12 protein-coding genes and 1 tRNA gene are annotated in these 13643 nt (G+C 63.4%); 6 read left to right on the top strand and 7 right to left on the bottom strand.

The genetic code is table 11. The annotated features are described in order from the left end of the window. The first annotated feature begins 111 nt into the window (after window positions 1-111). The 3 genes from AWB82_RS28505 (at window position 112) to AWB82_RS28495 (ending at window position 1297) form a co-directional block, all read left to right on the top strand. Window positions 112-396, top strand: coding sequence for a hypothetical protein (locus AWB82_RS28505; protein WP_086972672.1), 285 nt, complete (start codon window positions 112-114; stop codon window positions 394-396). 109 nt (window positions 397-505) lie between these two features. Beyond that, a complete protein-coding gene (locus AWB82_RS28500) occupies window positions 506-718 on the top strand; it encodes a hypothetical protein (RefSeq protein WP_061119886.1) in 213 nt (70 codons plus the stop codon). Window positions 719-793: 75 nt separating this feature from the next. Beyond that, the gene (locus AWB82_RS28495; RefSeq protein ID WP_143756899.1) at window positions 794-1297 is read left to right on the top strand and encodes a hypothetical protein; all 504 of its coding nucleotides are present in this window, start codon (window positions 794-796) and stop codon (window positions 1295-1297) included. 349 nt (window positions 1298-1646) lie between these two features. Here AWB82_RS28495 and AWB82_RS28485 read toward each other — a convergent pair whose 3' ends face one another. From AWB82_RS28485 to AWB82_RS28470, 4 genes are all read right to left on the bottom strand, one after another. Next, entirely contained in the window at window positions 1647-2048 is a 402-nt protein-coding gene (locus tag AWB82_RS28485) for a hypothetical protein (RefSeq protein ID WP_235023477.1), read from the bottom strand. Between the two features lie 6 nt (window positions 2049-2054). Further along, complete coding sequence (locus AWB82_RS28480) at window positions 2055-3056, bottom strand: hypothetical protein (RefSeq protein WP_143756897.1); 1002 nt, start codon at window positions 3054-3056, stop codon at window positions 2055-2057. Window positions 3057-3299: 243 nt separating this feature from the next. Next, the gene (locus AWB82_RS39255) at window positions 3300-3653 is read right to left on the bottom strand and encodes an Arm DNA-binding domain-containing protein (protein WP_407643053.1); all 354 of its coding nucleotides are present in this window, start codon (window positions 3651-3653) and stop codon (window positions 3300-3302) included. Window positions 3654-3793: 140 nt separating this feature from the next. After that, window positions 3794-3878: transfer RNA gene (locus AWB82_RS28470), tRNA-Leu, on the bottom strand. 141 nt (window positions 3879-4019) lie between these two features. Here AWB82_RS28470 and AWB82_RS28465 point away from each other — a divergent pair. Beyond that, a complete protein-coding gene (locus tag AWB82_RS28465; RefSeq protein ID WP_086972668.1) occupies window positions 4020-4604 on the top strand; it encodes a TMEM175 family protein in 585 nt (194 codons plus the stop codon). After that, a complete protein-coding gene (locus AWB82_RS28460) occupies window positions 4604-5056 on the top strand; it encodes a metallophosphoesterase family protein (RefSeq protein WP_086972667.1) in 453 nt (150 codons plus the stop codon). Before AWB82_RS28465 ends, AWB82_RS28460 begins: the two co-directional genes overlap by 1 nt. 59 nt (window positions 5057-5115) lie before the next feature. Here AWB82_RS28460 and proP read toward each other — a convergent pair whose 3' ends face one another. From proP to argA, 3 genes are all read right to left on the bottom strand, one after another. After that, window positions 5116-6591, bottom strand: coding sequence for a glycine betaine/L-proline transporter ProP (gene proP, locus AWB82_RS28455; RefSeq protein ID WP_086972666.1), 1476 nt, complete (start codon window positions 6589-6591; stop codon window positions 5116-5118). A 671-nt stretch (window positions 6592-7262) separates the two neighbouring features. Continuing rightward, window positions 7263-7535, bottom strand: coding sequence for an oxidative damage protection protein (locus AWB82_RS28450; RefSeq protein WP_008350541.1), 273 nt, complete (start codon window positions 7533-7535; stop codon window positions 7263-7265). A gap of 56 nt (window positions 7536-7591) precedes the next feature. Beyond that, window positions 7592-8962 (bottom strand): amino-acid N-acetyltransferase, encoded by a 1371-nt coding sequence (gene argA, locus AWB82_RS28445; RefSeq protein WP_086972665.1) that lies wholly within the window; start codon window positions 8960-8962, stop codon window positions 7592-7594. 22 nt (window positions 8963-8984) lie between these two features. Here argA and hrpA point away from each other — a divergent pair, with 22 nt between their 5' ends. Beyond that, complete coding sequence (gene hrpA / locus AWB82_RS28440) at window positions 8985-13643, top strand: ATP-dependent RNA helicase HrpA (protein WP_235023476.1); 4659 nt, start codon at window positions 8985-8987, stop codon at window positions 13641-13643.

The following is a 13643-nucleotide window of genomic DNA, read 5'->3' as shown; positions in this document are numbered from 1 at the left end:
CATCACTGTAGTGCATCGCGGCGCGCGACCGCTTGTTTTGTGCAGCGATGCGGTAGCACAATCGGCACTGTCATTCGACCAGCGCGTTCCGCACCGATGGAGACGACCGCCATGCAGAAGGACATCGAAGTAGGCGATTACCTGCTCGCCGTGCAGGCCGTGCCCAGGCCGCTGGAGGCCGAGGGCGACGCGCAGGCGTCCCCGTCCGAGGGCTACGCGATCCGCGTGCGCGTGACGCGCCTCGACCGCAAGCCGCTGCACGGTTCGAAGCTCGCGGACGAATCCGGCGAAATGACGGGCGACCGCGGCCCGTTCGAGACCGTCGCCGAGGCGATCGCGCACGGCGAGGCGTGGGGCCGGCATTACGTCGCGCGCGTGCTGGGGCATGCGGTGTAGGCGGCAGGGCTGCGAAAGAGGGGAAGGGCTCCCCGCGTGCGGCGGGTGCCGCGTGAGGGCGCGTGTCGCTAGACTCGGGTTCATCGACCGGACCCTCGCGGAGGCCGCCATGATGCCCGTTGCCCTCTATATCACCCCGAACTACATCGCTTCGGTGCGCAGCGGCAAGACGCGCGATTGCTTCGGCGGAACGGTGCGCTTCATCGGCGTGGACGCGCTGCCGTTCGATATCGAGCATGTGTGCCTGCTAGACCGCGATACGGCGATCGAGGCGCTCTTCGACGCGGTGCGGGATGCGGAGCGGTTGCTGAACGCGGTTTGAGGGTGTCGCTCAAGATTTTGGAAGGTGGGTCGTTATACCGGAGACCCAATCCTTTCCTGAAAACAAGAACGACGAATGGCATTCAGAACTTTTGCAAGCGCAGCCGCATTGTCCCTGTTCCTCTCCGGATGCCTGACGACCGTACCGGACATCGACTCTCCCCGCGTGGGCAGCGTCGAAACGAAGCAGCAAATCGTCAAGGGTATCCAGACGCCGAAGATCGACAGCAATGGCGTTCTCGTGACGCCATGGATTCGCAGCGCGATGATGTCCGCATTCGCGGTGCGCGCCGCTCATCTTGGACTTCGAATCGACCCGAACGGCGTGCCGGTGACGATTCATATCACGAGCGTGCGATCGAAGTCCGATGCGGCGCGCATGGCCTTCAATTTCTTCGATGGCGCGGAGTGGCTGTCGGGAACGGTGACGGTCGGCGATGCAAGCTTCGACGTTCAGGAGGATACGTGGCTTTATTGGATGCCGACGGGATATCGGAGCATTCAGGAAGTCGCGGATGCCGTCGGCAAGCAGGCGGCCAATGGCGTGGCGCTGGTTGCCGGGATGCCGTTGAACGATTAGGGTGGGGCGGTGCTTTGGGTGTTGGTGCGGCCTGGTACGCAGCCAGGTACACATGGAAAACGGCGTTTCCGTCTTTGAACAAAGCGCGGAAAGGACGAGCCCGCCGCGCACGCTGACGCTTATCGCTATTCATCACCGAGAGTGTCATCGTCCATTGTTTCTGACCGTCCGCCCTCGCTGATGTCGCCGGAAAGCAACTCCGAGAGTGCCTCCGGCCGGAGAGCCCTCATAGTCCTCTCGATTTTCTTGTCATATTGGCGGTCGTTAGGGTCGCGGCTAGCGTGCGCCTTGCGTGCATAGCTCCGCACGAAACAACCAAGTTCGCCGGCCAGGCGGTTTCGTTTCCGATTCACGGGAGCGGTAGCGAGACTGGATCGACGGTACCCTCATCGAATACGCGCGCGTCAACCGAATCGCATTCAATGGCGAGTTCAGCGCCCAGTGTCGAGTACACGAAAGCTAGCGAGTTCGCCTTCCTGTCCGTGAGGCGTTCGCCGGCGGCAAGTACCCTGCAGGCGCGCTCATACTTCGCGTCATCCGGTGCGATGACGTGTATCCCATAAACGATATTCAGCAAACCGAGACGATCAACCGCTACGCACGTCGCGCCATTGAAAGTCACCACTGCGCGCCGGCTTCCGAGGTGCAGCCCGAGCGCGAGCGCACGAGGTTCGACGTTCGGGCCAATGGTCAAGCTGTCCAAGTACCAGTCGTGGAAATAACCCCACGCCTGCAAGGCCTCATCTTTCATCTCGATCTACCAAGGGAGAAGGGAAACCGGTGCACCGTTGTCCCGGCGATAACCGTCCCAGTTGTGCGCGTGCGGGTTTGGATTGCCATGATGCGCTTCCAGGTCGAAGTCCGTCAGCGGCGTGCCGTTCGGCCCGTATTGACGCAACTGCGTCATCGTGCCCGGCATACTTGAGATCCACGCTCCCGGCTCGCCGTTGAAAGGCATCCCGGCCAACTCGTCAATATCGCCGCTCGGGTCGTCCGGCACGTACTCGAATCGCTGGGCGCTACCAAACAACGAGCCGCCTTCGTCTGTTGCCCCTAAGCTCTTGAGCAGTGGATTGACGTCGCTGGCATCGTCCGCGCCATCGAGCGCAGCACCGGCAACCGCGCCGCCCGCCGCCTTAATCACGCTCAACCAGTCGAAACTTCCACCGCTGCCTGCACTGCTCACACGTGACGTGCGATTGCCGACGGATTCTAGGTCGGAATCAATCAAGTGAGAACCGAACCCCGTCTCGCCATTTGCTTTCTTGAGCATCGCGAACTCACGCCAGTTCAGAACTTCGCTTGTGGTCCGCGCGCCGCCGCCCGCGGTCGGCCAGTGTTGAGGTGCGTAGCGCTTGAACACGCGCCGCCCGCCCTGCCAGTTCCGAGCAATCACGGGCGTGATATGGCCGTCTCGCACGGCTGCGCGCAGCGCCCGCGTGACGCCTTCGCCATCAAGCAAGTCCCAACTCGATACGCGTAGGTGACGGCTGATGAACGCCACATACTCGCGAAACTCGGTGCAAGTGTGCGCGTGTCGCCGGCCAGTGCGGACCCTGAACATGCGATCGAAGTCCTGCCGATCTTGCTCGATCTGCTCCGTTTGCTCTTTTCTCTTCTGCTTGCGCTCTTCGTAGGACATTCGCCATCCCCGATCCACGTCCTGCACTTCGCGAGCCGGCATCAATGCACAGTGCCAGCCTCCGGACAGTGGCACATAGAGCGCGTTGTAGGAATATCCCCATTCGGGAAAAGACATGCGACCTCCGCTTGTTGCGATCGCGGAATTGTTAGCATGGCCAGGCGGACTCGTGTTCGCCCGAGCAGGAAATTCAGCCGCGCCCGGTCGCGTTACTTTTGATATCGGCTAGCTTAGAGACGGGCTAACGGGTGATTGTTAAATTCTGTTTAGGCCAATCCGCGATTCAACTCGCGGCCTGGTTCAGCGGAATGATCTGCGCTCCGGCCTTGATCCGATCCAAGTATTCGGCCCGCGTCTGCATCATCGCGCGCCGTTCCTTGCTGAGTTTTGTCCGGTTGTAGGCCGACCCGAGATTGTCAGGGACCGCAAGGCGGCGCGCTTATCGACCTTCTTCGCTCCGCCAGGGTCGAAGCCGTGTGCGAGCTTTTCGCGGGCGTCATCGCGCTTCTTGCGGGCCGCCGCCGGTGTCACGTCTGGATAGACCCCGAGCGCAAGGCGCTTCTCCTTGCCCCGAACCGGTACTTTATGCGCTAGTACTTGCCGCTCGCAGGTGTGACGTCGAGATACATGGCCGCGCTGTCCACAAGCGCCAGGCTTTCTCGCGCGGAGCGTTGCGTGCGGCAGTGTCGATGAAGGGCTTATATCAGGGGGCATCCCCGCGGTTTCTCGCGGTGCCCCCAAATATGCCCCCGCTGTCAATGGTGCAACTTTGGGCACGATGGGCAACAAAAAACCCCGAAAGCCATACGCTGTCGGGGTTTCTGGTGATACTTTGCCGTTGCGTGAAAACTACTTGGTGCCGGGGACCGGACTCGAACCGGCAGGCCGTGAGGCGGCGGATTTTAAGTCCGCTATGTTTACCAATTTCATCACCCCGGCAGGGCGGACGCGATTCTACCATTGCAGGCCATCGCGCCAAAGTCGCGCCAAAGCCACGCTGCGCTACCAATACGCAGCCCGTTCGACAAGATTTCAGCCCTCCCGCATAATCGGCGGCACCGATACAGGCGCGAGGACACGATGGGCAAAACCCGGCTCGAAGCATTCAGCGATGGCGTGATCGCCATCATCATCACGATCATGGTGCTGGAGTTGAAAGTGCCCCATGGCGAGGACTTCGCCGCGCTCGCGCCGCTCTTGCCCGTCTTCTGTGCGTACGTGCTGAGCTTTATCTATGTCGGCATCTACTGGAACAATCACCACCACCTCTGTCACGCGATCCGGCGCGTGAACGGCCGCGTGCTGTGGGCGAATCTGCATCTGCTTTTCTGGCTGTCGCTCTTTCCGTTCACGACCAACTGGATGGGCGAGAATCATCTGACTCCCGTGCCGACAGCCTGCTACGGTTTCGTGCTCTTCATGACGGCCGTGGCGTGGCACATCCTCACGCGCACGCTCGTATCGATGCACGGCGAAAACGCCGCGCTCGAACGCGCGGTCGGCGCGGATCGCAAGGGCAAGCTCTCCGTGCTGCTCTATCTCACCGCGATCGCCGTATCGTTCTGGCAGCCGTGGATCGCCGCGACCATCTACGCGCTCGTCGCCGCCGTGTGGCTCGTGCCGGATCGACGCATCGAGCGCATCCTCGCGAACGACGAAGCGTGATGCGCGTCGGTCTCATCTCCGATACCCACAACCTCGTGCGCCCCGAAGCGCTCGACGCATTGCGCGGCTGCGCGCACATCATCCACGCGGGTGATATCTGCAGGCGCGACGTGCTCGATTCGCTCGCGCCTCTCGCGCCGATCACCGTCGTGCGCGGCAACAACGATGTCGGCGATGACGTCGCGCGGTTGCCCCGCCACGCGCGCATCGAACTCGGCGGCGTGACGATCCACGTCGTCCACGACATCGCCGATGTGCCCAAGCAGCTCGACGGCATTGATGTCGTCGTGACCGGTCATTCGCACAAGCCGCTCATCGAGCGACGCGGCGACGTGCTCTTCGTGAATCCCGGCAGCGCGGGGCCGCGCCGCTTCAAGTTGCCGATCACGCTCGCGCTGCTCGATATCGACGAAGGCCAAGTGCACGCGCGCATCGTTTCGCTGGTCGAATAAAAAAAGGGCCGGCGCTTCACGCACCGGCCCTTCGCAGTTCGACCTTCGAGGCGCAACGCTTACGCGCGCACGGCGCCTTCCGGGAATGCATCGTCCATTTCGGCGGCTTCGCGATGGCCGCGCAGGATCGCATACGCTTCCGACTTCGAGCCCACCGACGGCGGCGAACCCTTCAGCGGCTTCTTCGCCGTCTCGTGCAGTGCGAGCACCGACACGATACCGATGATCGACGCGCCCATCAGGTAGTACGCGGGCATCATCAGATTGCCGGTCTTGTCGACGAGCCATGCCGTGACGAGCGGCGTCGTGCCGCCGAACAGCGACACCGACACGTTGAAGCCGATCGCGAGCGCGCCGTAGCGGATCTTCGTCGGAAAGAGGGCAGGCAGCGAAGACGGCATCACGCCCGTGAACGTAGACAGCAACGCGCCGAGAATCATCATGCCCGCGAAGATCGACGGGACCGTGCCCATGCGGATCAGCGAAAGCGAAGGAATCGACAGCAGCAGCAGGCCGATACAGCCCGCGAGCATCACTGGCTTACGACCGATCGTGTCCGACAGACGGCCGGCGAGAAGCGTGAGCGGCATCATCAGCACCATCACGACGAGCACGATGAAGAGGCCGTGCGTCTCGTTGAACTTGAGCGTCGCCGACAGATAGCTCGGCAGATACGACAGCGCCATGTAGTCGGTCACGTTGAAGATCAGCACGAGGCCCACGCACTGCAAAAGCGGCTTCCATTGCTGAATCAGCGTCTCGCGGAACTGCTCCTTCGTCGTCTCGTGCGACACGGCTTCCGCCTTCTCCGCTTCACGCTGAAACGCAGGCGTCTCTTCGAGCTTCATCCGGATGTAAAGACCGATCAGGCCGAGCGGACCCGCGATCATGAAGGGAATGCGCCAGCCCCACGACAGCAGCTCGCGCTCCGACATCACCGCCGTCAACACCGCGACCACGCCCGCGCCGAGCACATAGCCGACGAGCGTGCCGAGTTCGAGGAAGCTCGACATGAAGCCGCGCTTCTTGTCCGGCGAGAATTCCGCGATGAAAGTCGCCGCGCCGCCGTACTCGCCGCCCGTCGAAAAGCCCTGCACGAGACGCGCCACGAGCAGCAACACCGGCGCCATCACGCCGATCGTTTCATAGCTCGGAATGATGCCGATACAGAACGTGCCGACGGCCATCATGATCATCGTCATTGCGAGCACGCGCTTGCGGCCGATGCGGTCGCCGAGCGGGCCGAACACCATGCCGCCGATCGGGCGCACGAGGAACGCGGCGGCGAACGTGCCGAAGGTCGCCAGCAACTGCGCGGCGGGGCTGCTCGACGGGAAGAACACCTTGCCGAGCGTCACGGCGATGTAGCTGTACACGCCGAAGTCGAACCATTCCATCGCGTTGCCGATGGCCATGGCGCCGACCGCGCGCTTCAACAGGGACTGATCGACGATGGTGATGTCGTCGAGGGTGAGAGCGGACTTCTGACTAGATGAATCGCGATTGCGCCAAAGGCCCTCGTGAAGTGCAGACATAGTGCGGAAAACTCCGTATTTGACCCCGAGAACTCGCGAGAGCTTCGGGCGCGTCGCCGCGGAGGACGGACGCAAATTGCCGGGAAAGTGCAGTTTCGAGACGGCGCCGCGAACGCTTCAAGACGAAAGCAAAGGCTTCCCACGGCCACGGGCCGAGCGGCGCGAAGTCGATGAGCGAAAAGAAACGCGGTGCCGGTGCCTCGCGCGGGTGTAGTCGCGAAATTGCACTCGGGGATGAAACAAACGAGTTTGACGTGCGGACGGCGAGCGCAGCGCTGAAGGACTGCGTTGCCGCGGGTGAGCCGCGACGTCGGTGAAAAAACAACCTGAGACGAAAAAGGCCGGCGTTGTTGCTAGAAAACCGACGCGCCTCTTTGTATGAAAACTGTCACTACCGCGCAATTGCCCGAAGCGTGCCTCGGAAAAACCAGCGCGTGAATGATGGTGAATTGCTGTTGATAACGAGCAAGATGATAACACGATGACAGACGATGTGCAAACCGGCATGTCGGAATGGGTTCGTCGGACAGGCTCGAACCCTTGCCAGGCCTAGGATTGCGCCTAGTTTCGCGGTCGCGATCGGATGTACTAAGCGGAACAATTTCCCGACGCGCGGACAACAAAAAACCGGCCGCGTGGGCCGGTTTTCACAGTGCGATCGAAGCGCGATTTCAGCTTTGCGGCGGCACGTAGCCGGACGCCGTATCGGCGCCTTCGCCGAAGAAATACTTTTCGGTCTGCTTGATCAGATACTGGCGCGCGCGCGGATCGGCCATGTTCAGCCGGTTCTCGTTGATGAGCATCGTCTGCTGCTTGAGCCAGCCTTGCCAGGCTTCCTTCGAGATCGTTTCGTAGATGCGCTTGCCGAGCTCGCCCGGCAGCGGCGGGAAATCCAGTCCTTCGGCTTCCTTGCCGAGCTTTGCGCATTGAACCATTCGGGCCATTGTGAGTTTCTCCTCTGTATCGGGGGCGAAGCGCGTTCGCGCTTCTCAAATCGTGTTCAAAGCTGTTTCATCAGGACGAGCGACTTGCGCTGCCAGTTGTAGAGACGTCGGCGATCTTCTGGAAGATCGTCGACGGTTACTTTCACGAAACCGCGTTTCAGGAACCAGTGCTCGGTGCGCGTCGTCAGCACGAAAATGCGCGTGAGGCCGCGCGCGCGGGCGCGTTGCTCGATGCGTTTCAAGAGGCGTTCGCCGTCGCCCGAACCTTGCGCTTCCGGCGCGACGGTCAGGCACGCCATTTCGCCGATGCGCTCCTGCGTATATGGATAGAGCGCCGCGCAACCGAACAGCACGCCATCGTGTTCGATGACCGAAAAGTGGTCGATATCGCGTTCGATCTGGTGACGTCCGCGCCGCACGAGCGTGCCGTCGGATTCGAGCGGTTCGATTAGCGTGAGAATGCCGCCGACGTCGTCCGGCGTCGCTTCGCGCAGGCTTTCGAGGTTCTCATACGAGATCATTGTGCCGACGCCGTCGTGCAGGAACAGTTCGAGCAGCACGCTGCCGTCGAGCGAATACGGAATGATGTGGCCACGCGCGACGCCGCCGCGGCACGCGCGCACCGTGTGCTTCAGATAGAACGCCGTGTCGCCCTGCAATTCGCCGCTTTCCTGCAGGCGATAGGCGTCGTCGAGCGACAGTTCGCGGATGAGTTCGTTTTCCGAGTCGACGAGGCCCGGGATTTCGGTCACGAAAATGATCTTGTCGGCACGCAGCGCGATGGCGGCGGCGGACGCGACATCTTCCATCGACAGATTGAACGCCTCGCCCGTCGGCGAAAAACCGAGCGACGAGAGCAGCACGAGCTTGTTCGACGCGAGCGACTGGCGGATGGAATCGCCGTCGATCTTGCGCACGACGCCGGTGTGCTGAAAATCGACGCCGTCCAGAATGCCGACCGGACGCGCCGTCACGAAGTTGCCCGACACGACGCTGATGTGCGCGTGCGCCATCGGCGTGTTCGGCAAGCCCTGGCTGATCGCGGCCTCGATGTCGAGTCGCACTTCGCCTGCGGCTTCCTTCGCGGATTCGAGCGCGCGGGCATCGGTAATGCGCAAGCCGTGCGAGAACGACGATTCGACGCCGTGCAGGCTCAACTGCTCGTCGAGTTGCGGGCGCGAGCCGTGGACGAGCACGACGTGAATGCCCATTGCGTGCAGCAGGCCGACGTCCTGCACGAGCGCGTTCAGGCGACCTTCCTGCACGAGTTCCCCGCCGAACGCGACGACGAAAGTCTTGTTTCGAAACGCGTGAATATAGGGCGCGACGGAACGCATCCAGTCGACGAACTGGGCGTGAGGATTCGGCGCTTCGGGCTCTGCCGCCGGCTGCGTCGCGGTCATCGTGAGGTCGGTTTGGGAATTCATCCCGGGATTATAATGCGACGCTATGCCGAATGTTTCTCGTCCCTCACGTCCCGATCCGGCGGGCAAGTCTCAGTCCGCCGATAAATCCCTCGATCCTCAGGCGCAGTTGCGACAACTGCGTGAAAATCTGCTGCGCGAGGCGCGGGAGGGCGCGGGCGCATCCGGCGACTCGGACGAAGCGCCGGGATTGAGCAAGAAGGAACTCGCCGCGCGGCGGTTCGCGGGCGCGAAAGCGGCTGCGACGGCGCCGGCGCAGCCGAAACAGGGTGTTGTCGCGCGGAAGCCGGCGCAATCGAATGAGCGGGCTGCGAAAGCGCAAGAGGTCGCGCGGCCGTCGTCGAATCAACATCAACAGAAACCGCGCGATCCGGTGCAATCGAATGATCGGCCTGCGAAAGCGCAGGTCGCGCTGCCGTCATCGAATCCACGTCAGCAGAAACCGAGCGATCCGGCGCAGGCGGCTGCGCAACCGCATGTGAAGCGCGACGATGCACAAGGTGAACGAGGCGCGCTGCCGCAACGCCGCGAGCGATCCGAGCAATCGGAACGCACCAACCGGACCGAACGCCCCGAACGCGTCCAGCAAGCGAAGCCTGCCGAAAGCCGCAAGCCGGAGCCGGCGCGGGCGCCGCGCATTGCCGAGCGGCGAGACGACGCGTCGGAGCCCACGCAACGGGTTGAGCGCCAAACCGTATCACGCTCGCCGCGCGAGGCGTCGAAGCCCACGCGACGGGTTGAGCGCCAAGCCGAATCACGCCCGCCACGCGAGGCGTCGGAGCCCGCGCGACGGGTCGAGCGCCAGGCAGAATCACGCCCACCACGCCCGCCGCGCGTCGTCACGCCGAACCCCATCCCGCCGATCACCTTCCCCGAAGCGCTTCCGGTCTCCGGCCGGCGCGAGGAAATCGCGCGCGCGATCCGCGAGAATCAGGTCGTGATCGTGAGCGGCGAAACCGGCTCGGGCAAGACGACGCAATTGCCGAAAATCTGCCTCGCGCTCGGACGCGGTCTCGGCGCGGGCGGCGGCGGGCTCATCGGTCATACGCAGCCGCGCCGCATCGCCGCCTCGGCGACCGGAAGGCGCATCGCGGAAGAGCTCGGCACGCCGTTCGGCGAAGTCGTCGGCTACAAAGTGCGCTTCACGGACAATCTCGCGCCGGGCGCGTCCGTCAAGCTGATGACCGACGGCATTCTGCTCGCGGAAACGCAAACCGATCCGCTGCTCACGGCCTACGACACGATCATCATCGACGAGGCGCACGAACGCAGCCTCAACATCGACTTTCTGCTCGGCTATCTGAAAGAGATTCTGCCGAAGCGCCCGGACCTGAAGCTGATCGTAACGTCCGCGACCATCGACGCCGCGCGCTTCGCCCGTCATTTCGGCAGCGATGAAAAGCCCGCGCCGGTGATCGAGGTGAGCGGGCGGCTGTATCCGGTGGAAGTGCGTTACCGGCCGATCGAAGAGGAAAGCGAGGCGATCAGGAACGCGCAAGGCACGCCCAAGCGCAACGATCGGAAAGCCGATCGCGATCTGATGGAAGCCATCGTCGACGCCGTCGATGAACTGTGCCGCGTCGGCCCCGGCGACGTGCTCGTGTTCCTGCCCGGCGAGCGCGAAATCCGCGACGCCGCCGAAGCGCTGCGCAAACATCATCCGCCGCATACGGAAATTTTGCCGCTCTTCGCGCGTCTGTCCGCGCAGGAGCAGGAGCGCGTGTTCCGGCCATCGAACGCGCGGCGCATCGTGCTCGCGACCAACGTCGCCGAAACGTCGCTGACGGTACCGGGCATCCGCTATGTCGTCGATACCGGCATGGCGCGCGTGAAGCGCTATTCGTATCGCAACAAGGTCGAGCAACTGCAGATCGAGCCGGTGTCGCAGGCGGCGGCGAATCAGCGCGCGGGCCGCTGCGGGCGCGTCGCGGACGGCGTGTGCATCCGCCTCTACGACGAAGCGGATTTCCAGGCGCGGCCGCGCTTCACCGATCCCGAAATCCTGCGCTCGTCGCTCGCGGCCGTGATCTTGCGGATGAAGTCGCTGCATCTGACGGCGATCGAAACGTTTCCGTTCATCGAGCCGCCGCCCGGCCGCGCGGTCGCGGACGGCTATCAATTGCTGAACGAGCTCGGCGCCGTCGATGACGACAACGCGCTCACGCCGCTCGGCCGCGAGCTCGCGCGTTTGCCGCTCGATCCGCGCGTCGGCCGCATGATTCTCGCCGCCCGCGATCATCATGCGCTCAGGGAAGTGCTGATCATCGCCGCCGCCGTGTCGGTTCAGGACCCGCGCGACCGGCCGATCGAGGCGCAGGAACAGGCGGATCAGGCGCATCGGCAATTCGTCGACGAGCGCTCCGAATTCCTGCAGTGGACGCGCATCTGGAAGTGGTTCGAGGAAGCGGTCGCGCACAAGAAATCGAACAAGCAGCTCACCGATGCATGCCGCGCGAATTTCCTGTCGCATCTGCGTTTGCGCGAATGGCGCGACGTGCATTCGCAACTGCTCACGGTCGTGCGCGAGCACGGCTGGCGTCTGAACGAGTCGGATGCGACCTTCGAGCAAGTGCATCTGTCGCTCCTGACGGGTCTGCTCGGCAACGTCGGTCTCAAGGCCGACGACGAGCCGCATTATCTCGGCGCGCGCGGCATCAAGTTTTATCTGTGGCCGGGCTCGGCGCTCTTGAAGAAAGCGGGGCGCTGGGTGATGGCGGGCGAACTCGTGGAAACGAGCCGTCTGTACGCGCGCACGATTGCGAAGATCGAGCCGGAATGGCTCGAAACGGTCGGCGCGCATCTGTTGAAGAAGTCGCTTTCCGACGCGCATTGGGAGAAGAAGGCCGCTCAGGTCGTCGCCTACGAGCGCGCGACGCTGCACGGTCTGACGGTCTACGCGCGGCGTCGCGTGAGCTTCGGCCAGCAGGACCCGAATTACGCGCGCGAGCTGTTCATTCGCGGCGCGCTCGTCGAAGGCGAATTCGACACGCGTCTGCCGTTCTTCGCGCATAACCGCAAGCTGGTCGCGGACATCGAGCAACTGGAGCACAAGTCGCGCCGTCAGGACGTGCTCGTCGACGATGAACTCATCTACGGTTTCTACGATTCGTTGATCCCCGAAGGCATGTGGACGGGCGCGGCGTTCGAACGCTGGTACCGCGACGAGCAGAAGAAAGGCGGCAACGAAAAGCTGCTGTTCCTCTCGCGCGACGACCTCATGCGCCACGAAGCCGCCGGCGTCACCACGGATCTGTTCCCGAAGCGCATGACGATGTCGGGCATCGAGATGTCGCTCACGTATCACTTCGAGCCGGGTTCCGCGCGCGACGGCGTGACGCTGCAAGTGCCGCTTTACGGGCTGAATCAGGTCGATGCGCGCCGCGTCGAATGGCTCGTGCCGGGCATGATCAAGGAGAAGACGCAACTGCTGCTGAAATCGCTGCCGCAGAAGTTGCGCCGTCATGTCGTGCCGCTGCCGGAATACGCGGCGGGTTTCGCGGCGCGTCATGCGGGGCCGAAATTCGGCGCGGGCGCGCTCGTCGATTCGCTCATCGCCGATATCCGCGAAGAGACGCAGGTCGCCGTGAAGAGCGCGGATTTCAAGCTCGAAACGCTCTCCGCGCACCTGTTCATGAACTTCAAGGTAATCGACGAGCACGGCCGCCAGCTCGCGATGGGGCGCAATCTCGCGCAGTTGCGCGCGGAACTGGGCGGGCAGGCGCAGCAGCAGTTCCAGAAGCTGACGTCGGCGGCGGCTTTCGATGCGCTTTCGGGGGAGTCGGAATCGGCGCCGCAGACGCAATCGGCGCAGCAGGCCGGCGAAGGCACCGCGCTGTACGAAAACCTCACGACGTGGAATTTCGGCAAGCTGCCCGAACTGCTCGAAATCCGGCGACGCGGGCAGACGCTCTTCGGCTATCCGGCGCTCGTCGATCGCGGCACGCATTGCGACGTCGAAGTGTTCGATTCGCCCGAGGAAGCGGTGCGTATCCATCGCGCGGGACTGCGGCGGCTGTTCGCGCTGCAATTGCGCGAGCCGATTCGCTATCTGGAGAAAAATCTGCCGGGCCTGCGCGAAATGTCGATGCAATACATGGCGCTCGGCACGGCCGACGAGTTGCGCGATCAGATCGTCGAGACGGCGCTCGATCGCGCGTGCCTGCAAGACCCTTTGCCCGACGACGACGCCAGTTTCCACGCTCGCCGCGACGCCGCGAAAGGGCGTCTCACGCTGCTTGCGCAGGAAATCGCGCGGCTCGTCGGCGCGATCCTGACCGAGTACGCGGCGCTCGCCAAAAAGCTGGCGCAGGCGAAGTCGTTCGCGTCGGCCTACGCGGATATGCAGGCGCAAGCGGGCGCGCTCATCGGCAAACGGTTCGTCATCGACACGCCGTATGCGCAGCTTGCGCACTTCCCGCGCTATCTGAAGGGCATTGCGCAGCGCGCCGACAAGCTCAAGGCCGATCCGGCCCGCGACGCGCGTCTTTACGCCGATCTGCAGCCGCTCGCGCAGCATTATCAGCGCGCGATTTCGCAGCGCGGCGGCGTCGCGGATGCGCGGCTTTCCGAGTATCGGTGGCTGCTGGAGGAGCTGCGCGTGTCGCTGTTCGCGCAGGAACTGCGCACGCCGATGCCGGTCTCGGTAAAACGCCTCCACAAGGTCTGGGATTCGATGCAGCGCTAG

This window comes from Caballeronia glebae (assembly GCF_001545035.1).
GTDB classification, from domain to species: domain Bacteria; phylum Pseudomonadota; class Gammaproteobacteria; order Burkholderiales; family Burkholderiaceae; genus Caballeronia; species Caballeronia glebae.
Note: the sequence above shows the minus strand (reverse complement) of the source record. Positions and strands in the feature narration are given on the sequence as shown.